This is a genomic window from Bacillota bacterium (assembly GCA_036504675.1).
Classification (GTDB): Bacteria; Bacillota; Sulfobacillia; order JAJYWN01; family JAJZPE01; genus DASXUT01.
In genome coordinates this window covers 1-24,548 of sequence record DASXUT010000031.1, presented here as the reverse complement: position 1 = coordinate 24,548, position 24,548 = coordinate 1, and the positions used below count along the sequence as shown (strand labels likewise).

The 24,548-nt window shown below is 64.8% G+C and carries 28 protein-coding genes; 20 read left to right on the top strand and 8 right to left on the bottom strand.

Annotated features, from left to right (window positions below; translation table 11 throughout):
• Positions 1-67: 67 nt before the first annotated feature.
• Together VGL40_02375 and VGL40_02370 are read left to right on the top strand one after the other, a co-directional pair.
• On the top strand, positions 68-469 hold the full coding sequence (locus VGL40_02375) for a TIGR04086 family membrane protein (GenBank protein HEY3314117.1): 402 nt from the start codon (positions 68-70) through the stop codon (positions 467-469).
• A 177-nt stretch (positions 470-646) separates the two neighbouring features.
• Positions 647-1,435, top strand: a complete 789-nt coding sequence (locus tag VGL40_02370) for a patatin-like phospholipase family protein (protein ID HEY3314116.1) — start codon at positions 647-649, stop codon at positions 1,433-1,435.
• Between the two features lie 199 nt (positions 1,436-1,634).
• On the opposite strand, the gene VGL40_02365 is transcribed toward VGL40_02370, so the two are convergent.
• Positions 1,635-1,859, bottom strand: coding sequence for a small, acid-soluble spore protein, alpha/beta type (locus VGL40_02365; GenBank protein ID HEY3314115.1), 225 nt, complete (start codon positions 1,857-1,859; stop codon positions 1,635-1,637).
• Positions 1,860-2,004: 145 nt separating this feature from the next.
• Between VGL40_02365 and VGL40_02360 the strand changes: the two genes are divergently transcribed.
• From VGL40_02360 to VGL40_02330, 7 genes are all read left to right on the top strand, one after another.
• Positions 2,005-2,391, top strand: coding sequence for a hypothetical protein (locus tag VGL40_02360; protein HEY3314114.1), 387 nt, complete (start codon positions 2,005-2,007; stop codon positions 2,389-2,391).
• Positions 2,392-2,613 carry a zinc ribbon domain-containing protein gene (locus tag VGL40_02355; protein HEY3314113.1) on the top strand — a complete coding sequence of 74 codons (222 nt, stop codon included), beginning with the start codon at positions 2,392-2,394 and terminating at the stop codon, positions 2,611-2,613.
• 396 nt (positions 2,614-3,009) lie between these two features.
• On the top strand, positions 3,010-4,179 hold the full coding sequence (locus tag VGL40_02350; protein HEY3314112.1) for a branched-chain amino acid ABC transporter substrate-binding protein: 1,170 nt from the start codon (positions 3,010-3,012) through the stop codon (positions 4,177-4,179).
• 67 nt (positions 4,180-4,246) lie between these two features.
• Positions 4,247-5,206, top strand: coding sequence for a branched-chain amino acid ABC transporter permease (locus VGL40_02345; protein ID HEY3314111.1), 960 nt, complete (start codon positions 4,247-4,249; stop codon positions 5,204-5,206).
• 12 nt (positions 5,207-5,218) lie between these two features.
• Positions 5,219-6,613, top strand: a complete 1,395-nt coding sequence (locus VGL40_02340; GenBank protein ID HEY3314110.1) for a branched-chain amino acid ABC transporter permease — start codon at positions 5,219-5,221, stop codon at positions 6,611-6,613.
• A complete protein-coding gene (locus VGL40_02335; protein ID HEY3314109.1) occupies positions 6,600-7,397 on the top strand; it encodes an ABC transporter ATP-binding protein in 798 nt (265 codons plus the stop codon). The genes VGL40_02340 and VGL40_02335 overlap by 14 nt, the downstream gene beginning before the upstream one ends.
• Positions 7,384-8,097 carry an ABC transporter ATP-binding protein gene (locus VGL40_02330; protein ID HEY3314108.1) on the top strand — a complete coding sequence of 238 codons (714 nt, stop codon included), beginning with the start codon at positions 7,384-7,386 and terminating at the stop codon, positions 8,095-8,097. The genes VGL40_02335 and VGL40_02330 overlap by 14 nt, the downstream gene beginning before the upstream one ends.
• Before the next feature lie 153 nt (positions 8,098-8,250).
• Here the strand turns inward: VGL40_02330 and VGL40_02325 are convergent, their stop codons facing one another.
• On the bottom strand, positions 8,251-8,844 hold the full coding sequence (locus tag VGL40_02325; protein ID HEY3314107.1) for a hypothetical protein: 594 nt from the start codon (positions 8,842-8,844) through the stop codon (positions 8,251-8,253).
• A gap of 185 nt (positions 8,845-9,029) precedes the next feature.
• Between VGL40_02325 and VGL40_02320 the strand changes: the two genes are divergently transcribed.
• The 10 genes from VGL40_02320 to VGL40_02275 all read left to right on the top strand — a co-directional run bounded on the left by VGL40_02320 (position 9,030) and on the right by VGL40_02275 (position 16,765).
• A complete protein-coding gene (locus VGL40_02320; GenBank protein ID HEY3314106.1) occupies positions 9,030-9,335 on the top strand; it encodes a (2Fe-2S)-binding protein in 306 nt (101 codons plus the stop codon).
• The gene (locus VGL40_02315; protein HEY3314105.1) at positions 9,332-10,420 is read left to right on the top strand and encodes an FAD-dependent oxidoreductase; all 1,089 of its coding nucleotides are present in this window, start codon (positions 9,332-9,334) and stop codon (positions 10,418-10,420) included. The genes VGL40_02320 and VGL40_02315 overlap by 4 nt, the downstream gene beginning before the upstream one ends.
• A complete protein-coding gene (locus tag VGL40_02310) occupies positions 10,417-10,947 on the top strand; it encodes a 4Fe-4S binding protein (GenBank protein HEY3314104.1) in 531 nt (176 codons plus the stop codon). The genes VGL40_02315 and VGL40_02310 overlap by 4 nt, the downstream gene beginning before the upstream one ends.
• The gene (locus tag VGL40_02305) at positions 10,940-11,242 is read left to right on the top strand and encodes a (2Fe-2S)-binding protein (protein ID HEY3314103.1); all 303 of its coding nucleotides are present in this window, start codon (positions 10,940-10,942) and stop codon (positions 11,240-11,242) included. Before VGL40_02310 ends, VGL40_02305 begins: the two co-directional genes overlap by 8 nt.
• Positions 11,239-12,390 (top strand): FAD-binding oxidoreductase, encoded by a 1,152-nt coding sequence (locus VGL40_02300; protein HEY3314102.1) that lies wholly within the window; start codon positions 11,239-11,241, stop codon positions 12,388-12,390. Before VGL40_02305 ends, VGL40_02300 begins: the two co-directional genes overlap by 4 nt.
• A 36-nt stretch (positions 12,391-12,426) precedes the next feature.
• A complete protein-coding gene (locus VGL40_02295) occupies positions 12,427-12,831 on the top strand; it encodes a 4Fe-4S binding protein (GenBank protein HEY3314101.1) in 405 nt (134 codons plus the stop codon).
• A gap of 18 nt (positions 12,832-12,849) precedes the next feature.
• Positions 12,850-14,724, top strand: a complete 1,875-nt coding sequence (locus tag VGL40_02290) for an aldehyde ferredoxin oxidoreductase family protein (protein HEY3314100.1) — start codon at positions 12,850-12,852, stop codon at positions 14,722-14,724.
• Positions 14,725-14,783: 59 nt separating this feature from the next.
• Positions 14,784-15,050, top strand: coding sequence for a hypothetical protein (locus tag VGL40_02285; protein ID HEY3314099.1), 267 nt, complete (start codon positions 14,784-14,786; stop codon positions 15,048-15,050).
• A gap of 54 nt (positions 15,051-15,104) precedes the next feature.
• Positions 15,105-16,022: an MBL fold metallo-hydrolase gene (locus VGL40_02280; protein HEY3314098.1), complete on the top strand. Its 918-nt coding sequence runs from the start codon at positions 15,105-15,107 to the stop codon at positions 16,020-16,022.
• A gap of 311 nt (positions 16,023-16,333) precedes the next feature.
• The gene (locus VGL40_02275; protein HEY3314097.1) at positions 16,334-16,765 is read left to right on the top strand and encodes an NUDIX hydrolase; all 432 of its coding nucleotides are present in this window, start codon (positions 16,334-16,336) and stop codon (positions 16,763-16,765) included.
• A gap of 1,252 nt (positions 16,766-18,017) precedes the next feature.
• Here VGL40_02275 and VGL40_02270 read toward each other — a convergent pair.
• The 3 genes from VGL40_02270 to VGL40_02260 form a co-directional block, all read right to left on the bottom strand.
• The gene (locus tag VGL40_02270) at positions 18,018-18,254 is read right to left on the bottom strand and encodes a DUF2619 domain-containing protein (GenBank protein HEY3314096.1); all 237 of its coding nucleotides are present in this window, start codon (positions 18,252-18,254) and stop codon (positions 18,018-18,020) included.
• A 114-nt stretch (positions 18,255-18,368) separates the two neighbouring features.
• Complete coding sequence (locus VGL40_02265; protein ID HEY3314095.1) at positions 18,369-18,587, bottom strand: hypothetical protein; 219 nt, start codon at positions 18,585-18,587, stop codon at positions 18,369-18,371.
• A 131-nt stretch (positions 18,588-18,718) separates the two neighbouring features.
• The gene (locus VGL40_02260) at positions 18,719-19,135 is read right to left on the bottom strand and encodes a LysM peptidoglycan-binding domain-containing protein (GenBank protein HEY3314094.1); all 417 of its coding nucleotides are present in this window, start codon (positions 19,133-19,135) and stop codon (positions 18,719-18,721) included.
• A gap of 358 nt (positions 19,136-19,493) precedes the next feature.
• Here VGL40_02260 and lexA point away from each other — a divergent pair, with 358 nt between their 5' ends.
• Complete coding sequence (lexA, locus tag VGL40_02255; protein ID HEY3314093.1) at positions 19,494-20,105, top strand: transcriptional repressor LexA; 612 nt, start codon at positions 19,494-19,496, stop codon at positions 20,103-20,105.
• Between the two features lie 212 nt (positions 20,106-20,317).
• Here lexA and glnA read toward each other — a convergent pair whose 3' ends face one another.
• From glnA to hflX, 3 genes are all read right to left on the bottom strand, one after another.
• Positions 20,318-21,652, bottom strand: a complete 1,335-nt coding sequence (gene glnA, locus VGL40_02250; protein ID HEY3314092.1) for a type I glutamate--ammonia ligase — start codon at positions 21,650-21,652, stop codon at positions 20,318-20,320.
• Between the two features lie 116 nt (positions 21,653-21,768).
• Positions 21,769-23,082, bottom strand: a complete 1,314-nt coding sequence (locus VGL40_02245) for a methionine gamma-lyase family protein (protein HEY3314091.1) — start codon at positions 23,080-23,082, stop codon at positions 21,769-21,771.
• A 3-nt stretch (positions 23,083-23,085) separates the two neighbouring features.
• Positions 23,086-24,336: a GTPase HflX gene (gene hflX, locus VGL40_02240; GenBank protein HEY3314090.1), complete on the bottom strand. Its 1,251-nt coding sequence runs from the start codon at positions 24,334-24,336 to the stop codon at positions 23,086-23,088.
• Positions 24,337-24,548 lie beyond the last annotated feature (212 nt).

Below are 24,548 nucleotides of genomic sequence, written 5' to 3'. Positions count from 1 at the left end.
TGGAAAGGAGGCAAAAAATAGATTAGCCCCGGAAGGCAAATCGTAGCCTCTCGGGGGTGGGCGGCAAGTGGCAAGAAAAGTCCGGGTCGAGGAAGTCGGTCCGAGGAAGGTATTCCGTTGGGACTCCGTCCTGGTCGGGGTGGTCGTCGGCTACCTTGCCTCCTTGGTCTGCTCGGCGGTTCTTGGGGCGGTCATGTTGAAGACGACCATCGCCCAAGAAAGCGTGCCGTCGATCATGGGGGGCGTCGGCTTCCTGAGCATTGCCGTAGGCTCGGGGTACGCCGGGATGAAGGGCCGCTGGGCCGGCTGGATCCACGGGGCAGCCACCGGGGCGCTCTACGTTGTCGCTTCGGTCCTTGTAAGTCTGGTCCTCTTCCCCGAACCCCTGAATGCGCTGGCCATCACCCAGCGGACCTTGATTGGCTCTGCGGTGGGCTTGCTTGCGGGCGCAATCGGGGTAAATCTTTGACTAAATCAGGTGGGCCGGGCCGGGGCCCGACCCATTTTTTCCTAATCGCGGGACAAGCCTCTTCCGATACTCTGGGCGCCAGATCATTGTCGCGGGGACCCCGACCTGGCTTCGGAACAAACCAAAGTCGGCTGTCGTCACTACAGTGGTCTAGGGCCGGGGAAGGGGAGGTGGCCAGTGGTCAGGAAGAAAGTGGGCCTCGCGCTGGGCGGCGGAGCGGCTAAGGGACTGGCTCACCTGGGGGTGCTGGCGGTCCTCGAGGAGCGCGGCATGCCCGTCGACTACGTCGCCGGCACCAGCGTTGGAAGCATCATCGGAGCCCTCTACTCGGCCGGCCTGACGGTCGACGAGATCCGCCGGTCGGCCGAACGGGTCAGATGGCGCAACCTTCTCCGCCTGACGGTCCCGCGCGAGGGTGTCGTCACCGCCAACGGCCTCGAGGCTCAGCTCTCTCAGCTCCTTGGGGAGAAGACCTTCGACCAGTTGAGGGTCCCCTTTGCCGCCGTCTCGGTGGACGTCATCACCGGGGAGGTCCTGGCCATCAACGAGGGCCGCGTCGTCGACGCGGTCCGGGCCAGTTGCGCTGTGCCTGGCATCTTCTCTCCGGTTCGCCTAGACGGACGGCTCCTGGTCGACGGCGGGCTGCTCAACAGCGTACCTTCGGACGTCGTCAGAGCCATGGGGGCGGACCTGGTCATCGCGGTGGATCTCTCCGGAACAGCGCCGGCGCCGAGGGTCCCCAGCGGCATCTTTCAGATCATCCTGCGCTCCATCGAGATCATGCAAAGAGCCAACCATGCGGCCCGCCCGGAGACCGCCGACCTGGTCATCCGACCCCAGTTCTCCGCGGCCAGTGTCATCGACCTCGATCACCAGGAGCTGTTCATCGACTGCGGCCGAAGGGCGGCTGAGGAGGCTTTGGCCCTCAGGACTCAGGAGGATATGATCCCGGTCATCGCTGGATAAGATAACCAGGGGTGGCGGACGAATGGACAGGTTTTCGTCTTGGGGCCGCCGCCTCGCCGGCGGCCCTTGTGTTGGTCCTGGTGGCCGACTGGCCCGACCTGGCGCCAAGCGGCTGGTCCAGTGGGGCGCTTAGAAAAACAAATGGCGGGCGTCGCCGCCCGCCGATACGGGTTAACCCGTCGAGTGTGTCTTCATGGGATTACTTTCGGCCCTGCGAGAGGGACTGCTCCGCATAGCGGATCATGACCTTGACCATGTTGCCGCCGATCCTGCCTCCGATGCGGCCGCATTCCCTGGAGGGCATCTCCGGCCACCCGACCGACTCGATCTGGTCGAGCAGCCCGATCTCCTCGGCGATTTCGTACTTGAAGCGATCGCGGACCTCGTCAGGTAGGAGCTTTGGCCGATTCGTGAACTGGGCCAATGACACCACCTCCTTTGACATCGTTAGTATTGGGTTTAGCAGGCCTTTTTATGTTAGAATGATTTGAGATTCCTGGGTGACGGGCGGTCTGGAACAGTGCCTGCCGACAGGAAATCTGGCCGGCAAGAGCGAACCAGGTCAAACCATGACCAACTTCTTGCGGGTCGACTTCCTCCGAGAGAGATTCAGAGAAATCGTCGAGGCCGCCGACTACCTCGACCGTCTGTTGGAGATGAAAGGGCCCGAGAGGAGAAAACTCGTCCGAGCTTACGCTCGAAAGGGCTTCAAAACCAGCGTCAAATTGGAACTCAAACGGACCGTAAGGGCGATCAAGCTGTATGCCCAGGGCTCGGCGGAGATGATGGACCAACTACCGAGTCAACCGGTGATCTATACCGGGGCCGGGGACACCAGCGAGGTCATCGAGATGCTCGAGGCTCTGGTCACCGAGGCGCGGGAAGCGGCCGCCGGCAACGGCGGTTCGGCGCCGTCCTTGGAGAGCCATCGTCGATCGAAAGGGGACTGTCGGTGAATGCCGATTTATGAGTTCAAGTGCCCCCGGTGCGGACGCAGAGTGGAAGAGCTGTGCTCGATGGGGGAGAAGGGCGGACCTCTGGTCTGCCCGGGCTGCGGCCACGCCGGACTGAGCCGTGTCTTCTCCACCTTCTCCACCGGCGGCCGGAACGGCGAAGGCAAGCCTACCGGGGGCGGGTGCTCGGGCTGCGGTTCCCACAACTGCTCGACTTGTCACTGAGGTTCTGAGGGGAACCCCTTTCCGGGAGCCCGGCTCTCCCGGGAACCTCCCGGCTTGGCCTCCGGGATATCTCCAGGGATCCCATCGCAACGCGCTGTCTTCGAAGGAGGACACAAGTGAGCCCGCTCTTGCGGACTCTTTTTTTGTCTTTTGACCGCCATTGACCGGATGGCCCTCGACCCCCGAGATGCCCAAAAGTGCCTCGCCCAGCCGCTGCGTGGCAGGAAATTCCGATGATTGCTGTAATATAGAATCGGTGGATAACCATCCCGGAGTTGCCTCTCGGCTGGCAAAGGAGGGGCCCGAAAGGGGGCAACCGGCGGAGCCAAGCAGCCGTCCATCCGTTCCTGGCGGGGAAAAGGGGTCCAACTGCCGTGGGGAGGTGTGAATTTTTCCATGCGGAAGAGCAGATGGCTCATCCTTCCGGTCATCGCAGCCCTGGTTGCCGTTACGGCCATGACTGGGTGCGCCGCCAAACCAAAGGTCATCAAGGTGGCCAGTGTGAGTCCGCTTTCCGGGTCGCAATCTTCGATGGGCGAGGCCATCAAATTGGGTGTCCAGATGGCCGTCGAGGAGAACCAGGAGAAGTTCAAGAAGCTCGGCTTCGATCTCCAGTTCGTCCCTCAGGACGACCAGGCCGACCCCAAGGTGGGCGTGGCCGTAGCCGAAAAGCTCATCGCCGACAAAGAGGTGCTGCTGGTCGTCGGACACTTGAATTCCAGTGTGGCCATTCCGTCCTCCGAGGTTTACGCCAAGGACAACCTGACTCAGGTTTCCCCGGCCAACACCAACCCCAAGGTCACCGACCGCGGTTTGCCAAACGTCAACCGGATCTGCGGTCGCGACGACTTCCAGGGTCCCTGGGGAGCAAGGTACGCGGCGGAGACACTGAAGGCCAAGTCGGTCTTTGTCATTCATGACAAGACCACTTACGGGCAGGGTGTCGCCGATGAGTTTCGGAAGAAGGCCGCCGCCATCGGCGTCAATGTCCTCGGCTTTGAGGGAATCACCCAGGGCGAGGTCGACTTCAGTTCAGTCCTCAATCAGGTCAAGGTGAAAAAGCCGGACTTGATCTACTACGGAGGCATGTACCCGGAGGCTGGCCAGCTGATCAAACAGGCCCGGGAGAAGAAGATTACGGCCTACTTCATGGGAGCCGACGGGATCGATGACAAGGGCCTGGTCGATATCGCGGGCAAGGATGCGGTCGGAGTGGTCTATACGACGGCCGCGGGCGACGTGACCAAGAGCGACGCCGGCAAGGCTTTTGCCGCGAAGTACAAGACCGAGTTCGGCAAAGACATCGGGGCCTACTCAGCCTATGGCTACGACTCGACCAACATCGGCCTCTTGGCCATCGAGGCGGCGATCAAGGCCGCCGGCGGCAAGCTGCCGGCTCGGGTCGACGTCTCGACCCAGGTGCGCAAGGTCGTCTATAGCGGGGTCGTCGGCCCGGTGGAGTTCGACTCCAAGGGCGACAACCTGAAGGCCAAGATCTACATCTTCGAGATCAAGGCGCAGAAGTATCCGGGCGAACTCGCCGCGGAACTCTCGGGCAAGCCGTAAGTTTGAAGGCGGGTTGACGAGGGGGCGCCCGTGGCCCCCTCGTCTTGCCTGGAAAGGACGTCTGCCCATGCAGGAATCCCTATCCATGCTGCCCCAGGTCATCATCGATGGATTGACCCTGGGCTTCGTGTACGCCCTGGTCGCCCTTGGTTACACCATGGTGTACGGGGTCCTCGAGTTTATCAACTTCGCCCACAGCGAGATTTTCATGATCGGGGCCTTCGCCGGAACCGAAGCCCTCCTCATCCTGCAGTCGTCGGGGCTTCTGGCGGCGATGCCGGCCTTTGTCTCCCTAATCATCGCCCTCCTTTTCGCGATGGCCTTTGCGGGGGCCGTGGCGGCGGGCATGGAGCGGGTGGCGTACCGTCCCCTCCGCGGGGCTTCCAGGCTGGTCCCGCTGATTTCGGCGATCGGCGTCTCCTTCTTTCTCCAGGACGCCGTGCGCCTCTTCGAAGGCCTCTGGAGAAACGCGTTCTACCTGAGCACTCCGGTTCTCTACCGGCAGACGCTTGGGCTCTCGAGTCTGGTCGACCTGCCGGTCAAGACGATCATCCTGGTGGCCGTGTGCCTGGCGATCATGTTCGGCCTGACCGCCTTCGTCAACCGGACCCGGATGGGGCGGGCCCTCAGGGCGGTCGCCCAGGACCAAGCCACCGCCAGCCTGCTGGGGGTCAACGTGAACGTGGTCATCACCCTGACCTTTCTCATCGGCGGGGCCCTCGGTGGCGCAGCTGGGGTGCTTTTCGCCATGCAGTACACCCTGATCCATCCGTACGTCGGCTTCATCTTGGGGATCAAGGCTTTCACCGCGGCCGTCTTCGGCGGCATCGGCAGCATTCCCGGGGCCATGCTTGGCGGCGTCCTGCTGGGCCTGATCGAATCGCTCGGCTCAGCCTATCTTGGAGTCTTCACCCGTGGGGCCTTCGGGGCTGAATACAAGGACGTCATCGCTTTCGTCATCCTGATCCTCGTGCTGATCCTCAAACCCAGCGGTCTCCTGGGCGAGACCGTCCACGAGAAAGCTTAGGAGGTGACGGCCGTGAGTATCCTAGTCGCCCTGTTCGACCGGATCTGGGGTAGGATGAGCGAAAAGCCCCTGGCCGTCGCCGGCCTGATCGTCCTGACGACGGCCGTTGTGGCCGCGATTCCAAGGTCGGTCATCGCCTTCCTCGTCTTTATCGGATCCCTTCTGGCCATCTATTACGCCCGCTTCGACAACCGGTACAAGCTGGCCATGGCCGTCGTGACCCTGGGGGTCCTCCTCCCGGGGATCGGTCTCCTCAACCGGTACTACCTGGATGTGGCCATCCAGGTCGGAATCTACATGGCTCTGGCCTTGGGACTGAACATCGTGGTCGGGTTCGCCGGCCTACTCGACCTGGGCTACGTGGCCTTTTACGCTACCGGGGCCTATGTCTGGGGGATCTTCGGCTCCAGCCAGGCCGGCAACTTCATCGCCAAGAGTGTGGTCAGCTTTCCGCTGAACGGCGACTGGTTCTGGCTGTTCCTCGTCTTGGCGGTGATGGCCGCGGCCACGGCCGGCATCCTCCTCGGTCTCCCAGTGCTCCGCCTCAAAGGCGATTACCTGGCCATCGTCACCCTCGGCTTTGGGGAGATCATCCGGATCGTCTTGAACAACCTGGACAAACCGATCAACATCACCAATGGACCCAACGGGATCAGCCCGGTTCAGGCGCCGGCCATCTTCGGCCTGAAGCTTTCCCAAGGCATCCACTATTACTTCCTCGTCCTCCTGATCGTCTTGGTGGTCATCACCGTGGCCAGGCGGCTCGAGCGCTCCCGCATCGGGAGGGCGTGGGAAGCCATTCGGGAGGACGAGACGGCGGCCGCGGCCATGGGCGTTCCGGTCGTCCGGATGAAGCTCCTCGCCTTCGCCATGGGGGCGTCTTTTGCCGGGGCCATGGGCGCCGTTTTCGCCTCCAAGCAGACCTTCATCGACCCCTCGAGCTTCTCATTCATGGAGTCCATCGGGGTCCTGGCGATGGTCATTCTCGGCGGGATGGGGAGCATCCCTGGAGCCCTGATCGGAGCCACCTGCGTGGTCGTCCTTCAACTCCAGGTGCTCAAGTCCCTCTCGGACTGGTTCAGCCAGCTGCGCAACTCGGGGATCCTGAAGCTGCCGACGCAGCTCGAAATCGCCAAGTACGAGAAACTGGTCTTCGGGCTGATCCTCATCATCATGATGATCTACCGACCAACTGGTTTGATTCCGGCGGAACGCCGGAAGCACGAGCTCGAACAGGCCGCGGGGGAGGATGTCGACACGCCGACGTCGACGGGTCCGCCGCTGCCGGGAGCGGGGGTTCCAGGAGAGGGACCGGCCATCGAGGGGCACGGCGGGAGGGGCGGGGCTGTGGTCGGACCAGGGTCACCCGCCGCCCCGCTTGGGGGTGATGGCCGTGGCCTTGCTTGAAGCCAGGAAGGTGGCCAAACGCTTCGGCGGCCTGACGGCCGTCAGCGACCTCGATTTCGTCCTGGAGAGAGGGATCATCGCCAGTATCATCGGGCCGAACGGGGCGGGTAAGACGACGTTCTTCAACCTGGTCACCGGGATAAACCCGGCCACCTCTGGCGAACTGGTCTTTGACGGTCATTCTCTGCACGGCCGGACGCCGGACCAGATCACCAACCTCGGGATCACCCGGACCTTCCAGAACATCCGGCTCTTCGCGACGATGACCGCCGTCGAGAACGTCCTGGTCGGGATGCACGCGCGCCTCCTCGCGGGGCTCGGCGACGTGCTCTTCAACTCACGCCGGATGGCCAGGGAGGAGAAGGAGGCCGTCAAGCGGGCCGTTCAACTGCTGGCCTATTGCGGCCTGCGGGGACGCGGAGACGAACTGGCCCGAAACCTGGCCTACGGTGATCAGCGACGCCTGGAGATCGCCCGGGCCCTGGCCTCCCGGCCGAAACTGCTCCTCCTGGATGAACCCACGGCCGGCATGAACCCGAAGGAGACGGAGGCGACGACGGCCCTGATCCGGCGCCTCCGCGACGAGCTGGGGATCAGCATCCTCCTCATCGAGCACCACATGCAGGTGGTCATGGGCATCTCCGAGCGGGTGACCGTCCTCGACTACGGGGTCAAGATCGCCGAGGGCACGCCCCAGGAAGTCCAGCGCGACCCGCGGGTGATCGAGGCCTACCTGGGCCGCGGGGCCGCCAGTCAGGGGGTGATCGCCGGTGGCCTTGCTTGAGCTGCGCAACCTGCACACCTATTACGGGGTCATCCACGCGGTCAAGGGAATCTCGTTGACGGTCGACCAAGGCGAGATCGTCACCTTGATCGGGTCGAACGGGGCGGGCAAGTCGACCACCCTCAAGACCATCTCCGGTTTGCTCAGGCCCAGGCAAGGAGAGGTCTACCTGGAAGGGCAGAGGATCGATGGGTTGCCGCCCCATGTCATCGCCAACCATCGAGTCGGTCACGTCCCCGAGGGGCGGAAGATTTTCCCCCGCCTCACGGTCCGCGAGAACCTCGAGATGGGGGCGTTCGTCTGCCCGACGCGAGCCGAGGTCACCAGGGGGCTAGAGCGCGTCGCCGCCCTCTTCCCGCGGCTCAAGGAAAGACTGGGCCAGAAGGGCGGGACTCTCTCGGGCGGGGAGCAACAGATGCTGGCGATCGGGAGGGCCCTGATGATGAACCCGAAGATCCTCCTGCTCGACGAACCGTCGATGGGGTTGGCTCCCGTCCTCGTGGAGCAGATCTTCGACATCATCGGTGAACTCAACCGGTTGGGGACGACCATCCTCCTGGTTGAACAAAACGCCCACCAGGCCTTACAGGTCGCCAGCCGTGGTTATGTCATCCAGACGGGGGCTATCGCCCTCCACGACATGGCTGCGGCCCTGCGGCGGAACGAGATGGTCCGCCGGGTCTACCTCGGGGAAAACTGACCGCGCCGAAGCGCGGCACCGAACCATGGTCATCAAGGCGGGCTAAGGCAACGACCAGGTCGGGCGCCACCATCTGGCGGCGCCCGACCGATTTGCGTCATCGGCCGCATTAACCTGACGTGTTCGAGTGACGGTAGTCCGGCGGTGGGGAGTTCAGGGCGCCCCCGCCGCCGTCCGGAGCAGCGGGATTAGGTCGCCTATCAGCGAGGCCAGGGGGGCCCCACCGTTCAAGTGTTGGGCCAGAGAGGTCAGCCCCTGCACGGCCGCGGCGTCGGTCGTCGCGTAAACTTGGGCGATACTTGGATTGGCCGGGTCATTGATGGCCCCCTCGTCGCGGGGGAACGGCCCCAGGGCCCGGCGGACTCCCTCGACGACCCGAGGGATGCTGGCTGCCGGGGTGGCCTTGGGGTCGAGTCCGACGACGATAGTGTTCCCGATGGAGACCACCACCACCGGTCGGGCGCCGCGGACCCTGGCGGCGGCCTGGGCCGCTTTCTGGGCGTTCGGTGTGGTCGGGGCGATCAGCACGTTGCCGGCTGGAAGGCCGCGTTTCAGGAGGGGCGGCCCGACCAGACGGACGGCCACGGTCAAGAGCCCGACTGCGGCCACCAGCGCCACCCCGGCCGTCAAGGCGGCCGGGCGGTGTCCTCGGCGGCGGGCGAACTGCCGCCAGAGGCGCCGAGCGGCGTTAATGGTCCAGGTCAGGCCCTTGTCGGGAGCGTTTTTCCGGTTGTCGGCACCGGGCATTCCAGCACCCCTCCGCCGGGTCTTGATGGGCCGGTTCTCGAATCGTCCCAAGAGTGGCGAAAGCCTGCCAGAGTAGGTTTGACCGGGCAACGCAGGATTACTCGACCCGGGGACGAAATGATTTCTTTTGGGTATGTCGGGTCACGTCTCGGCATTCGTCAAGAGCGAATCGAGGGGATCAATCCATGCGGATCATCGACCACCCGATCCTGGAGTTCAACAAGGGTCGGCCGGTGAGGTTCACGTTCGAGGGCCGAGAGTTGGTCGGTCATGAGGGAGAGCCGATTGCCGCGGCCCTGCACGCGGCAGGAGTCAGGGTACTGAGAGTAAGCCCGCGGCTCCACCGACCGAGGGGCTTTTTTTGCGCCATTGGCAATTGCTCGTCTTGCCTGATGGTCGTCGACGGGACGCCCAACGTGCGCGTCTGCGCGGAACCCCTGCACGAGGGGATGCGCGTCGAGCGCCAGGAAGGGCACGGTGAAATTCGATGAACTCGGTGGAGATCGCCGTGGTCGGCGCGGGACCGGCCGGCCTGTCCGCCGCTCTGGCCGCCGCCAGGCAAGGGGCGACTGTCGCCTTGATCGAACGTGACGAGCGTCTCGGCGGCCAACTGATCAAGCAGACCCACAAATTCTTCGGATCGGGTCGGCAGGAGGCCGGCACGCGCGGCTTCGTCATCGCCAGGAGGCTGGCGGCGGCGGTGGAGGAGGAGCCCGGCATCGAGGTCCGGCTGGCTTCGACGGTCCTTGGCTATTACTCGGACAAGGTTCTTTATCTAGAGACGCCGGACGGGCTGAGCAGACTGAGGGCGGAGCGGACGATCATGGCCACCGGGGCGGCCGAGCGCATGCTACCTTTCGCCGGTAATGACCGGCCCGGCGTGTACGGCGCCGGAGCCGTCCAGACGCTGATGAACGTCCACGGGGTGCGTCCCGGAAAGCGGGTGCTGATGGTCGGAGCCGGGAACATCGGCCTCATCGTCAGCTATCAGTTGCTCCAGGCCCGGGTGGAGGTGGCCGCGGTGGTCGAGGCGGCCCCCTTCATCGGGGGTTACCTGGTCCACGCGGCCAAGATCCGGCGGGCCGGGGTGCCTATCCTGACCGGCCATTCAGTCAAGGAGGCCGTGGGGGAACGGGAGGTCCAGGGGGCGGTGGTCTGGCGGCTCGACGAGAAGTGGCATCCGCTCCCGGGCACCGAGGAGCCCGTTGATTGCGACGTGATCTGCCTGGCGACCGGCCTGACCCCGCTGAGCGAATTGATGTGGCAGGCCGGCTGCAAGATGGTTTACCTGCCGGAGCTGGGTGGCCACGTGGCCTGGCACGACGAGGACATGCGGACGACGGTTGAAGACGTCTATGTGGCCGGCGATTCGTCCGGGGTCGAGGAGGCCTCGGCGGCCATGGTCGGGGGACGCCTGGCCGGACTGTGCGCGGCGGCCAGCCTCGGGCATGACCGCGGGGTAGCCGATAAGAAGGCCGCTGCCCGGGAAGAGTTGGCCGCCTTGCGGGCCGGGCCGACCGGCGAGAGGATCCGCACAGGGTTGGCCGGATTGCGCAAGGCAGGTGGTCTGGGATGAGCGGCAAGGCGACCGGGCCGAGCGACGCCCTCCGCCGCTCCGGGGCGCCGGACGAGGCCGACCTCGCCAGGGTCAGACCGGATACGTCCCGTCTGGCCGGGGGGCCGGCGGCCGTCCTTGAATGCTTTCAGCGGATCCCCTGCGATCCTTGCGCTTCATCGTGCCGTCGGGGGGCCATCGCCCCCTTCGCCGACATCAACGACCTCCCCGCCCTTGACCGGGGGAAATGCAACGGCTGCGGGCTATGCGTCGCCCGCTGTCCGGGGCTGGCGATCTTCGTCGTCGACGAGACCTTCGGGCCCGATGAGGCCTTGATCAAGATGGCCTATGAATTCCTTCCCCTGCCGGCGAAGGACCAGGTCGTCTCGGCCCTGGACCGGGAGGGTCGGGTGGTCGGTCGGGGCCGCGTGGTCAGGGTCCTGAAGCCGCGGACCAGGGAGGAGACGGCCGTGGTCTGGGTCGCCGTCCCCAAGAACCTGGCCTGGGTGGCTCGGAACATCAAGGTTGAGGAGGACCGTCATGGCTGATAAGGGTCCTGACACCATCATCTGCCGCTGCGAGGACATCACCCTCGATGAGGTCAGGGGGCTGATCGCCCGGGGTTACAAGACTCCCGACGAGATCAAGCGGCTGTCCCGCTGCGGGATGGGCCAATGCCAGGGGCGGACGTGTCGGCTCCTGCTGCTTCAGGAGATCGCCGCAGCTACCGGCGGGCAAATCGAAGACATCCCCATGTCCACCTTCCGCCCCCCGACCAAACCGATCAAGCTCGGGCTCCTCGCCAAAGCTCGGAAGGAGCGCGAAAGGGGCGAGGGCGAGTGAAATCCACGGCAGACGTGGTCATCATCGGTGGAGGTGTCAATGGGACCGCGGTGGCCTATAACCTGGCCGCCCGCGGGTGCGGGAAGGTCGTCGTCCTTGAGAAGAACACCCTCGCCAGCGGTTCGACCGGGAGATGCGGTGCCGGTGTGCGGATGCAATGGGGCATGGAGATGAACTGCCGTCTGGCGAAGGGCAGCATCGAGAGATTCGAGACCCTCGGTGAGGAGCTTGGCTTCGATGGGGACCTGGAATTCAAACAAGGTGGCTACCTCATGCCGGCCTATACCGAGCGGCAGTGGCGGCAGTTCAAGCAGAACGTCGCCCTTCAGAATCGGCTGGACATCCCCAGCCGGCTGGTCACCCGGGAGGAAACGCTGGCCATCGTCCCCCATTTGAGTCCTGAAGGGCTCCTCGGAGCGGCCTTTTGCCCCAAAGACGGCCACCTCAACCCGTTCAAGACCGTCCAGGCCTACGCCGAGGCGGCGGCCAGGTTGGGAGTGACCATCCGGAAGTTTGCCGCGGTGACCGCTATCATCCCGATGACCGGACTAAACAAGCGGGTGGTCTTGTCGAACGGTGACGAGGTGGAAACCCCCATCGTCGTCAACACCGCGGGGCCCTATTCCCAAGTCGTCGGCCGGATGGCCGGGGTTGAACTGCCGGTCCACTCGGAACGGCACCAAATTCTGGTGACCGAACCGGTCGGGTCCCTTCAAGGACCGATGGTGATGTCCTTCGCCCACGGTCTCTACTGCCAGCAGACCCCCCACGGGAGTTTCATCATGGGGGTCGGCGACCCGCACGAGCCGAGGGGCTTCGACATCGGTCACTCCTGGTCATTCCTCGAGGACGTGGCGGCCAAGGTCACCGAGATCATGCCGATCCTAAGAGAGGTCAGGGTGGTCAGACAGTGGTCGGGCCTCTATAACATGACTCCAGACGCCCAGCCGATCCTGGGCGAGGTCTCCGAGGTTCCGGGGTTCTTCCAAGCCATCGGCTTCTCCGGTCACGGTTTCATGCTGGCGCCGATGACCGGCATCCTCTTGGCCGAGCTGATCCTCGGCCTGAAGACCAGCCTTGACGTGTCAATGTTGACCCTGGATAGGTTCGTCCGGGGGGAGTTGATCCGCGAACCGTCCGTCGTTTGACCGCCACCAACGCGGCCAGAAGGGAGGACCAAGGGGTTGAAGCTGAAATTGGTCGAAGACCTGTGTTCGGGGTGCCGGGTCTGCGAGATGATCTGCGCCCTACACAACCTGGGGGAGCAGAACCCCAAGAAGTCGGCCATCAGGATTCGCGGCCGCTTCCCAAGCCCCGGCAAGTACCAGATCGTGGTCTGTGACCAGTGCGGGAAGTGTGCGGAGGTCTGCCCGGCGGGGGCCATCAGCTTGAAGGGAAAGGCCTATGAGATCAAGCCGGACCTCTGCACCGGCTGCGGGCTGTGCGTCGAGGCCTGCGAAAGCAAGACCCTCTTCACCCACTCGGACCGGGTCGCTCCGATCAAGTGCGTCCTTTGTGGGGAATGTGTCCGGCTCTGTCCCCGCAATGCCATCCTGGACCTCGACGGCGAGATCGTCGCCCCGAAGTAGGCGGAGGTGAGAGAGCTCATGAACGGATACGGAGGCAAGATCCTTCGGATCGATCTCTCGTCGGGACGGATCACCGGCCAGCCGACTCCGAAGGAGATGGCTGAGAAGTTCCTGGGGGGCCGGGGGTTCGCGGCCAAGATCCTGTTCGATGAACTCGACCCGGGGGTCGAGCCGCTGTCTCCCGACAACCTGGTGGTGGTGGCTTCCGGCCCGCTGTCAGGGGTCTTCCTGCCGGGGAGTGGCAAGATTACCCTGGCTTCCAGGTCGCCGGCGACGGGCGGTTACGGCGACTCCAACATGGGGGGGCACTTGGCGGCCGAGCTCAAGTACGCCGGCTATGACGCGATCGTCATCCGGGGAGCGGCGGCCCGTCCCAGTCTGATCAAGATCGACGATGACAAGGTCGAGATGGTCGAGGCCTCGAAGTACTGGGGACTGGGGGCCTTGGAGGCCGAAAGGGCGATCAAGGACGACCTGGGCGAGGAGTTCCAGGTCGCCACCATCGGCCCGGCCGGGGAGAATCGGGTTCACTTCGCCTGCGTGTCTCACGACTTCGGCCGGCAGGCTGGACGGACGGGCATTGGCGCGGTCCTCGGCTCCAAGAAGATCAAGGCCATCGCGGTCCGCGGCACGCGGACCATCCCGCTGGCCGACCCGAAGGGCGTCGAGGCCAAGGGACGAGAGATGTACGAGGCCTGCTTCTCCAAGCCGGGGTTCAAGGAATGGACCCCGTACGGTACGGCCGGGGTGACCGACTGGGTCAACGAGGTCGGGGCGTTCCCGACCCGGAACTTCCAGACCTCCTATTTCGAGGGTCATAAGGAGATCAACGGCCAGAAGCTCAGGGAAAGGTTGCTGGTCACGGACAAGGGCTGCTTCGGCTGCCCGATCCCGTGCGGCAAGTACTCCAAGACGAAGGCCTTCGTGGGGTCGACTCGCGGCGGCCGCGAGGTCTACGTGGAGGGGCCGGAGTATGAGACCATCGCCCTCCTTGGCGGCAACTGTGGCATCGGTTCCATCGAGGACGTCGCCTACTTGAACTACGTCTGCGACGAGCTGGGCATCGACACCATCTCCGGGGGCAACGTGGCCGCCTTCGCCATTGAATGCTTTGAACGAGGGATCATCGGCCCAGCAGAGGTCGGGCGAGAGATCCGTTTCGGCGACCCGGGGTCGGTTGAGTACCTGCTCGACAAGATCGCCCGACGGGAGGGCATCGGCCAGATCCTGGCCGACGGGGTCAGGGCGGCCGCCAAGGCGTTCGACAAGGGTTCTGAGCGCTTCGCCATCCACGTCAAGGGGCTGGAGGTCAGCGGGTACGAACCCCGTTGGGCCCCGGCGATGATGCTGTCCTACATGACCGCCGACGTCGGCGGCCACCACAACCGGTCCTGGGCGATCACCCACGATGTCGCGGTCGGGCGGGACACCCTGGAAGGCAAGGTCGACAAGGTCATCGAGTTACAGCACACCCGACCGCTTTTCGACCTCCTGGGAATCTGTCGTCTGCAGTGGGTGGAGATCGGCTTCGACCTCCGCTACTACGAAGAGATCTTCCCCCTGGTCACCGGAAAGGAGTACAGCTGGAAGGATCTCTTGCTGGCGGCGGAGCGGGTCTGGAACCTGACCCGGGCGTTCAACCTCAAGCACCTTGAGGGGTTCGGAAGGTCGTGGGATTACCCGCCGGTCCGCTGGATGGAGGAACCGGTGCCGGATGGCCCGGCGAAGGGAAAGTATATCCCCAGGGAGAAACTGGACATCCTGCTCGACGAGTACTACTCCAAGCGCGGGTGGGATAACGACGGCAGGCCGACCGTGGCCACCCTTCGCCGGCTTGGTCTCGACCGGGAGGCCGACAGCCTGGCGCAGTCCGGCAAGATCCGGGGCTTATGATAAGGGTTGCCGGGGTCCCCATGGGCCCCGGTAGCTTGCTGGGGAAGGTGGAATCCAGGTTGAGATTGCGGGTGATGGTCCCCGGGCATCTGCGGGAATACGTGTCGGCCGGGGCCTATGAGGGGACCGGAGGACGGTCCGACGACTTTATCTATGCCGCCGGCGGGCCGCTGACCCTGGCCGATCTGCTCCGCGCCATTGGTCTTCGTCCGGAGCTGGCCATCGGTGCTCTTTTTGAGGGCCGGCGGATCGGCCGGGAGGACCTCCTCGATGGTGACGGAGAGGTGGTCATCCTCTCTCCCATCGCCGGCGGAGGATCGGCCTAGAGAGGGCGGGGCCCCGGTCCTCGAGACATAATCCTTCCGGAGGAGGGACTTCTGGTGGTCCCAGAGCGATTGACCGACCGGGTCTGGGGGTTGATCGGGCCGACCAACAGCGGGATCCTTGTGGCCGACGGTGGGCGGGCGGCCGTCATCGACCCTGGCCTGGACGAGAGCTCAGCCCGGAAGGTTCTCCGCCTTCTAAACGAGCAGGGGCTGAAGGCCGTAGCCATCATCAACACCCATGCCCATGCCGACCACATTGGCGGGGACCGCTTCCTCCATGCCCGGACGGGGGCCCCGGTGTACGCCTCGTCGTTCGAGGCGACGGTCGTCCGGAACCCGGTGTGGGAGCCGATCTACCTGGCCGCCGGGGCGTTGCCCGGGGGCGAACTGGAAAGCAAGTTCTTCATGGCCGAGGCGGTGGCCGACGTCCGTGACTTGCCCGCCGAAGCAGCCCGGCTCGACCTCGGAGAGGGCCTCGTGGTCGAAGTCGTCCCCCTCCCCGGGCACGCCTACGGTCAGGTCGGGCTGGCCTACGACGGCGTGCTTTTCACGGCCGACGCCTTCTTCCCGCCGGCGATCCTGGCCAAACACGGGGTTCCCTTCTGTGTGGACGTCCAGGCGGCCCTGGCCTCGCTGGCGACGCTGAATTCGGTAGCTGCTCGTTACCGCCGGTACGTGCCTGGACACGGCCAAGCTCTGGACGGTCAGGGCCTGTCGGAGTCGTTGGCGGCCAACCGGGAGGCCTTCGACCGCCTGAGGTGGATGGTCCTGGAGGTCCTGGCTCAGCCAAGGACCCTCGACGACCTCATGGCCGCTCTGGCCACTCGGATCGGGCTCAGTTTCGCCGGCGTTGGCCAGTACTACCTGGTCCGCACAGGCGTGACGGCCATCCTGACCGATCTGGAGCGACGCGGCCTGGTGGCCTGGCAGGCCGGTGGACCTATCCTGAGCTGGTCAGCGACGGGCAGGTGAGTGGCATTTCCTGGGAAATTGGGGAACGGGTGGCCCGACCCCATAAGTTCAGACGAGAAGGGAAGAGGGGGAAGACCGTCGTGTCTCTCGGCTCATGGTCGTTCAGCTCGGAGGACTCTGACCGATGCCGGGCCGGCGGAGGGCATCCCGGCCAGCGGCCGCTGGCGGCCGCCACGACTGAGGAAGCGGTGACTCTAGCCTTGGCCGCCGCAAGGGGTGGGTCAAAGCGGGATTGATCCCTGGCTCGAGGGGCGGGCTGGGAAGGGCCCCGGAGTAGCCCTTTCAATCGACGACGGACTGGTGGGAGTGGCGTGGGCCGAGAGTACCCGGAGTATCCCTTGGTCGGAGTCGGCTCGGTGGTCATCGAGGGCGGACGGATCCTCCTCGTCCAGAGGGGACACGCGCCCGGGAAGGGCAAGTGGAGCATCCCGGGGGGACTGGTGGAGGTCGGGGAGAAATTGGCCGAGGCGGTCAAGCGTGAGACCTTCGAGGAGACCGGGTTGGTGGTCGAGCCGGGCGAACTGGCCACGGTTGGTGAGGCGATCACCCCGGACGCCGACGGGAGGGTTCAGTTTCATTACGTTCTCCTGGATTTCTTCGTCCGACCGACTGGCGGGGGGGCTCGGGCCGGGAGCGACGTCTCCGAGGTCCGCTGGGTCGACCGGGGCGAAGCTCTGGCCCTCGACCTGACTGCCGGAGTGCGGGCCTTCTTGGAGGAACTGATCGAACGAGGCAGGCTATAGGCAGGGCGCAAGCCGCGGGTCGCCGAGGCAGGCCCTTAGCCAGTCGGGGGATTCCAGAAGGCCGTGTTATGTCACCAAGCGGGGAGTGGGGGGCGGCAGCGCCCCTGGGCCGCCCCTCAGGAGCACGCTTTGGCACTGAGCGGGGGGATGGCTCACTTCGAGCGGTCGGCAATCCCCGACGCCACTCCTTCAGCAGGATCCGGCGGCACCCAGTGGCCACAGCCCTGAGAGACCGATGACACCCTTCCGAGCCTTGCCGGGGATGCGGCGAGGCTGACCTCTGCGGTGGCGGCGGTCCCCTCAGGGACATCGGGAGGGCGGTCAACTGCTGACCGCCGGCTCGGGGACGCCGTCCAGGCACAAGCGGGCCGGTGAGGGGCGTTTACTCCTGGTTACCCCGGGACTCCGCGGCCTTCCCCCCAAGCCCAGCTAGACGACACGCCAGGAGGCCCTAGGAGGGGCCTTTCTCCAGCCGGTAGGCATCGACCTATGGCCGCTTTCTGAGGAGTCCCAGCTACTCTGACCGATCGGAGAAAACTCCCGGACCGCCCGGCCGACTAGCCGACTATTTGACCCAATTGACCCAACCGGCAGCCGGGCGGCTGCCCCCGACTGCATCGGACCCGGACGGACCGAACGGTTCGGACTTTGCGAATTCCGATTGTGCGCCGTCCGGTGGTCCGGCGGGTGGAATGATCGATGAGTAGCGAAGGTCGGTCCGTGGCCGACGAGAGGCCTGACTCCAAAGGCTTCTTACCATGCTGGTCATGCGGGCCAGGGGAAGACGGCCAGACGAGTCTTGATCGAGCGCCACTGGCCGGTCAATGGCCCCCTCAGGGTGCGCGGGGGGGCGCGACTGACAAGTTCGGCCTCTTCCCGCCCTCTAGACGACATAATATGTATTATCGGACGTTCAAAGAGCGACCAAGACTTCCGGGTTGCCGCCAGGACTGCCGGGAACCCGGGGCGCCCCACCCGAGGCACCGCACGCCCGTCCTGCACCCCCCCGCCAGACGCGAAGCAACCCCGACGTGTACTTACGCGGGGTTGCTTTGACTGTCTGTCTGCGGCCTGAGCCCATCGCGCCGAGCCGGCCAAGCACAGGGCTCCTGCGTGGCGAACTAGTCACTAGCCCTTGTCACACCTGCGTTTACTCGCCATGGTGTACCGCGTACCGGAGGCCCCCAATCCTTGGTATCCCACCTCCTCCCTCTCTCGGCTCTGATCTCGGCTGCCTCCGGCCTCACTGTACTCACCGAACCCCCAGGAGGATGAGGAGGATACCGGCCAGAACCATCACCAGACGGCCGAGGGAGAGCTTGCCGGCCAAACCGAGGAGGCCCACTGCGCTGGCCGAAAGGAAGACGATCGGCCCGGTCAACCCCAGGAGGGCGTTGATCCGGAAAGCCGTGGCCAGGCTCCCCAGCCGGAACATGAGGATGGCCGCGGTAATTTCGATGCTACCCGAGATGAGCCGGATGATTGTCATGGCCAAGACGTGTCGGTCCATAGCGCTATCAACTATATGGCCTTTGCTGTTCAAGATGACCGAGGGCCGAAAAAAGCCCCCCGGTGATTGTCGGGGGGCGTAATCTTTTGTCTGTTACATCCCAAGACCGGAGATCCACGAATCTGGGTAGTCGTAAGGGTCCTCGGCCTGGAGTCGATAGTCTTCACGGGACCTCGGCCAACCGTCCGGGTCCTCCCCCTCGCCCGGCACCGGGCCCTCCGGATAAGGTCGGTCGACATCCGCCTGCTCGTAGAGCAGCTCGTCAAGGGCAAAGTCGTCGGTGATGTCGGGGAAAGCCTTCCGTCTTGGCACTGGCGTCGTCTGGCGGGACACGGCTAACCCTCTCCTTCCAGAAAGGAAAGTTCGAGCGCGCTTATTGTGCCCGCCGGTGGCAGCCTAATGCACTTGTCAAGGCCTGGTGGCAACTGTCACGTAGCTGCTCCCTATTTGCTGGTCTTGGTCGCGACAGTGACGTCGAGGCCTGGCGGCGCAGCGACCTCGACTAAGAGGGTTTGGCCTACGCAGATGCCGCCGTTCTCCAGCTTATTGTCCGCCCGAAGGCGGGCCACGCCTAGGCGCGGGTCCTTGCCAGGGTAATACTTGAGAGCCAAGGTCCAGAGCGTGTCGCCCGGCTTGGCGATGACCGTCTCAAGAATGCCTATCCGGCCGGGGTCCGCCGATTGTCCCTCGAGCGTTGCCGCGGCCGTGGGCCACCATACCGCGACCCTGGTGGCCAGCGCTGGAAGAACGCTGGAGGCCAGGATCACGGCGGCTATCATCACCGCCAGGCCGGAAAGCCTTTCGGGATGAGTCAGCTTCCAGCGGCTTGAACTCCCGCCGGCAGCCGGTTCAACGGCCATCTTGGCCGACCGCCCGACCAAATCGTCGGTTCCCCGCCGCCGGTACTTCGCCCGCGGTCCCACGTAGCCTCCATAACGCCTACTGGCAAGCACGCCTTCAAGACTCAAACTGGTCCCCCCTCCCGCGGACCGAACGGCGTCCGCAAACACACGTTCGGGCACCGACCACAGCATACCCCGAACAGACGTTCCGTGTCAAGGGCTGTCGGCCAAGAAGCGAACAGATGTTTGCCAAGGCCGACTTCGCATGGTATAATGCTTCCAGGCGGGAGGCCGGCGGAGTCACCGACTGCCCTTCTGCCAGTTCGTAACTCCCCTCGCACAAGTCTTCAAACGGCGTTCCGCGGAGGTGGCACCTGTGCCCGATGCGATCACCCGACGACAGCAAGAGATCCTCGACTACATCCGCAAGGTCGTCTGGGAGCGAGGATATCCGCCCTCGGTCCGGGAGATCGGCGAGGCCGTCGGTCTGAGCTCGAGTTCTACCGTCCACGGCCACCTCGACCGGCTGGAAGAGAAAGGCCTGATCCACCGGGATGCGACCAAACCCCGGGCCCTCGAGGTCGTCGATGAGCGGGAGATGCGAAGTCGCCGTCTGGTCCAGGTCCCCATGGTCGGCCGGGTGACCGCCGGCGAGCCCATCCTGGCCGTCGAGAACATCGAGGAAACCTATCCCCTCCCCTTCGACCTGATTCGGGACGAGAACGTCTTCATGCTCACGGTTCGGGGGGATAGCATGATCGAGGCCGGCATCCTGGATGGCGACTACGTCATCGTCCGCCGCCAGTCCACCGCCCAGAACGGTGATGTCGTGGTAGCGATGATTGACGAAGAAGCCACGGTCAAGCGATTCTTCAAGGAGAACGGCCACTTCCGGCTCCAACCGGAGAATTCCGCCCTGGCCCCCTTCATCGTCAGTGAGGTGACGATCCTCGGCAAGGTCATCGGGCTCTTCAGGCACATCCGCTGACCGGCGGTTGCCATCTGTCCCTGCCCGGCGGGGCGCGGTTCCCTCCAACCCTTGCCACCATCTCCTGCCGAGTGTTTTGTAGCCCGGCCATAAAGTAAGCAGGCCACCTTCAGGTGGCCTGCTTTTTCAGTCCCTTACCGTCAAGCGTTTTCCGTTTTCTGACCGGGACTTGGGCGGCCGATCTTATCGAAGCCTATCAAGGCTTACGCTTTTCAGAACACCGCCAGGTACTGGTCGACCTCCCACTGGTGGATCTGGGTCCGGTAGATATCCCACTCGATCTGTTTGGCTTCGATGAAATGGGTGAAGATGTGCTCGCCGAGGGCCTCGCGGATGATCTCGTCCCGGCTCAGCTCCCGGAGGGCTTCCTCGAGGCTCCCGGGAAGACTGTCGATGCCGAACTGGGCCCGCTCTTCGGGGGTCATGTGGTAGATGTTCCGCGGCACCGGCTCCGGCGGTTCGATCTTCTTCTTGATCCCGTCAAGCCCGGCCTTGAGCATGACCGTCAGGGCCAGGTACGGGTTACAAGACGGGTCGGGGCTCCGAAGTTCGAGCCTGGTCCCGACGCCGCGGCGGGCCGGCACCCGGATCAGCGGGCTACGGTTCTGCTCAGACCAAGCGATGTAGACCGGGGCCTCGTAACCGGGCACTAACCGCTTATACGAGTTGACCAGGGGGTTGGTGATGGCCGTGAAGCCCTTGGCGTGAGCCATCAGACCTCCCAGGAAGTACATGGCCACCTTGCTCAACTGGTAGGGGGCCTTGGGCTCGAAGAAGGCGTTCTTCCCGTTCTTGAAGAGGGACATGTGGGTGTGCATGCCCGAACCGTTCACTCCGTGCAAGGGTTTAGGCATGAAGGTCGCATGCAAGCCGTGGTGCTGGGCGATGGTCCGGACGACCAAGCGGAAGGTGGCCACGTAGTCGGCCGTGGTCAGGGCGTCGGCGTACCGGAAATCGATCTCGTGCTGGGCCGGGGCCGCCTCGTGCTGCGACCGCTCGATCTCAAAGCCCATCTCCTCGAGGGCCAGGACCATGTCCGACCTGGCCTCTTCGGCCAGGTCGATGGGACCGAGGTCGAAATAGCCGCCTTGGTCATGGGTCCTGGTGGTCGGCCGGCCCTCACCGTCCCGATGGAAGAGGAAGAACTCCGCCTCCGGGCCGGCGAACATCGAGTAGCCCAGGTCTTTCGCCTCAGTCAGGACCCGCTGAAGGGTGTTCCGCGGACATCCGTCGAAGGGGCTGCCGTCGGCGTTGTAGACGTTGCAAATCAGCCGGGCCGTGGTCCCCTGCTCTCTCGACTTCCAGGGGAAGACGGCGAAAGTATTCGGGTCGGGCTTCAGGTACATGTCGGACTCCTCGATGCGGACGAAGCCCTCGACTGACGACCCATCGAACATCACCTCGCCCTCGAGGGCCTTCGGTAGCTGGTCAGCCGGGATGGCCACGTTCTTGAGGATCCCAAGGATGTCCACGAACTGGAGCCGGATGAACTTGACGTCCAGCTCCTTGACCTTCTTCAAGATATCCTCCTCGGTCAAGCGAGGCACATTGACTCCCCCTCAGTTGAGCCGCCGCGTGGGCGGCTTTTCGCGTGATTGGCGGCACCGGTACGAGTCGCGGAAGAACCCGGAAAACTGACGACGTACCTTCTACCCGCGGGACCTCAAATCCTCTTCCGGCGGATCTTCTTCCCCCCGAGGACGCCCGCCGCCAGGAGCTCCTGAGCCGCGACGGCGCAGGCCATGGCGACGTGCTCCGGGTCGAGCCCGCCTTGAAGGTAGACCGCGAAGGGGGGACGGAGTGGGCCGTCGGCCGAGAGCTCGATGGAGGATCCCTGGACGAAGGTGCCGCCGGCCATCACCACCCGATCGCCGTAGCCGGGGGTCTCCGCCGGCTCAGGGAGGACATCGGCGTCGACCGGCGAGGCCTTCTGAAGGCCGCGACAGAAAGCCACCAGCCCGGCCTCCGAGCCGAGCTTGATGGCCTGGATGATGTCGGTCCTCGGGCCATCTGGGGTCGGGTCGACGGCGAAGCCCAGGTCCTTGAAGAAGGCGGCGGCCAGACGCATCCCGACCAGGCTGCGGGCCACGACCCCCGGGGCCAGGAAGAGCCCCTGGGCGGCCAAGCGGCAGAAGCCGGTGGTCGATCCCACCTTGGCCCCAATGCCGGGGGCGGTCAGCCGGGCGGCCGCCAGGTCGACCAGATCCGCTCTGCCGGCCAGATACCCGCCCGTCGTGACCAGACCGCCGCCCGGGTTCTTGATCAATGACCCGGCCAGGAGGTCGGCGCCGACCGCGGTCGGCTCCCGGTCCTCGGCGAACTCGCCGTAGCAGTTGTCGACCAGGCAGATGGTCCGCGCCTGGTGGGCCTTGATCACCTCGACGAGGCGTCCGATTTCGGCCACCGAAAGCGATTCCCGCCAGGCGTAACCCCTCGACCGCTGGATCAGGACCACCTTGGTGGATGGACGGAGGGCGCGGATGATGGCCGCTTGATCGGGCCTCCCTCGCCGAAGGGGGACCTCGCGGTAGGCCACCCCGAACTCGGCCAGGGAGCCCGGGGCGCCGGAGATCACCGGGAGGAGGGTGTCGTAGGGGGTCCCAGTGGCTGACATGAGTCCGTCGCCCGGACGGAGGCAGCCGAAGAGGCCCAGGGCGATGGCGTGCGTCCCGGAGACGATCTGCTGGCGGACCAGGGCCTTCTCGGCCTGGAAAGCCTCGGCGTAGAGGGCATCCACCAGCGCCCGCCCGCGGTCGCCGTACCCGTACCCGGTGGAGTCCCGCAGGTCGCTTTCGTGGATCCGCAGGCGGTGGAAGGCGGCCAGTACCCGAGCCTGGTTGGTGGCGGCCACCGAATCCAAGCCGGCGGTTGGACGGCTCGTCCGGCGATAGACCTCGCCGACCCTCTGGGCCAGGGGCTCACTGACCCCATAGTGCTCAACCAGAACCTGAAAAGCGTGGGCTGAACCGGACGGCAAGCGTTAAGCCAACTCCTCCCGAAGACGTCTAGCCCAAATGGCCTCGATATCGGCCTCGACGGTGATTCCGGTCTGACCATACTCGACCCTGGTCACCGTCCCCTTCTCGTGGAGCAGAGAGACCAGCCCCTGCTGGTCATAGGGGACGACCAGGCTGACGTGTTCAAGCCGCGGCCGGAAGGCCGTCGCCATGGCCGACGTGAGCCGGTCCAGGCCCGTTCCAGTCCTGGCCGAGGTGACCACGCCGCCCTCAACCTCCCGGTTGAGGAGATCCAGTTCGACGGGCGGGCAGAGGTCGGCCTTGTTCAGCGCGGTGATCAGCGGCTTGGAGCCCGCTCCCAGCTCCTCGAGAACACCTCGAACGACGTCCATCTGCTGGCGAGCCTGCGGATGGCTGGCGTCGACCACTTGAACCAGGAGATCCGCCTCGACCACCTCCTCGAGGGTGGCCCGGAAAGCCTTGACCAAGTGGTGAGGCAGCTTGCGGATAAAACCGACCGTGTCAGAGATCAAGGCCTCGCCGTATCCAGCCAGGTGAACGCGTCTGGTGGTCGGGTCCAGGGTGGCGAAGAGGCGATCCTCGGCCAGGACCCCCGCTGAGGTCAGGACATTGAAGAGGGTCGACTTCCCGGCGTTGGTGTATCCGACCAGGGAAACCAGCGGATAGGGAACCTTATGCCGGTTCTCCCGGTGGAGGCGGCGGTGGGCGCTGATCCCCTCGATCTCCCGATCCAACTCGGTGATTCTCCGCCGGACCCGACGCCGATCGACCTCGAGTTTGGTTTCGCCGGGTCCCCTCGTTCCGATGCCACCACCAAGGCGGGTCATCTCCGTCCCCCGTCCGGCCAGCCTGGGCAGCAGGTACTGCAGCTGGGCCAGTTCCACCTGGAGTTGGCCCTCTTTCGTCCTCGCCCGGCGGGCGAAGATGTCCAGGATTAGCTGGGTCCGGTCGACCACCCGGACCTTGGCCGCCTCCTCGAGGTTCCTCTGCTGGGTCGGGGTCAGTTCGTCGTCAAAGATGAGAAGGTCTACGTTCGCCTCCTCGCAGACCTCGCGAAGTTCCTCGGCCTTACCGGAGCCCAGGTAATGGCCGGCAGTCGGGTGCTCGCGCCGCTGAACCAGCCGGGAAACCACGAGAGCCCCCGCTGAACCGGCCAGTAGGCCCAGTTCATCCAGGGACTCCTCAATCGGCCAGTGATCCTTTCCGGCTTGGTCGAGGGCCACCAGGATTGCCCTTTCGATCGCTTCCGGCACCACCTTTTTCGAAGCCCGATGGCTTTGGGACCATTATACCACAAACGGACGAGCCTCGGGAAAGGGCGCCGTCCGCGAGGCTGTCAAGTTAATGTTGGTGGCCTATTAGGCGATCCGCAGCCGGCCGTTACGATAGGCCCGCTGGAAGGGTTTGGTTTACTTGTTTGAAGAAGTGAGATAGCCCGTGGGAAGCGTTGCGGCCCATGGTCAAC

Coding starts and splice junctions, on each gene's coding strand:
- VGL40_02290 (HEY3314100.1), top strand. CDS start 12,850: ATGAACGGATACGGAGGCAAGATCCTTCGGATCGATCTCTCGTCGGGA.
- VGL40_02360 (HEY3314114.1), top strand. CDS start 2,005: ATGACCAACTTCTTGCGGGTCGACTTCCTCCGAGAGAGATTCAGAGAA.
- VGL40_02315 (HEY3314105.1), top strand. CDS start 9,332: ATGAACTCGGTGGAGATCGCCGTGGTCGGCGCGGGACCGGCCGGCCTG.
- VGL40_02345 (HEY3314111.1), top strand. CDS start 4,247: ATGCAGGAATCCCTATCCATGCTGCCCCAGGTCATCATCGATGGATTG.
- VGL40_02310 (HEY3314104.1), top strand. CDS start 10,417: ATGAGCGGCAAGGCGACCGGGCCGAGCGACGCCCTCCGCCGCTCCGGG.
- VGL40_02270 (HEY3314096.1), bottom strand. CDS start 18,254: ATGACAATCATCCGGCTCATCTCGGGTAGCATCGAAATTACCGCGGCC.
- VGL40_02355 (HEY3314113.1), top strand. CDS start 2,392: ATGCCGATTTATGAGTTCAAGTGCCCCCGGTGCGGACGCAGAGTGGAA.
- VGL40_02305 (HEY3314103.1), top strand. CDS start 10,940: ATGGCTGATAAGGGTCCTGACACCATCATCTGCCGCTGCGAGGACATC.
- VGL40_02325 (HEY3314107.1), bottom strand. CDS start 8,844: ATGCCCGGTGCCGACAACCGGAAAAACGCTCCCGACAAGGGCCTGACC.
- VGL40_02260 (HEY3314094.1), bottom strand. CDS start 19,135: ATGGCCGTTGAACCGGCTGCCGGCGGGAGTTCAAGCCGCTGGAAGCTG.
- VGL40_02350 (HEY3314112.1), top strand. CDS start 3,010: ATGCGGAAGAGCAGATGGCTCATCCTTCCGGTCATCGCAGCCCTGGTT.
- VGL40_02320 (HEY3314106.1), top strand. CDS start 9,030: ATGCGGATCATCGACCACCCGATCCTGGAGTTCAACAAGGGTCGGCCG.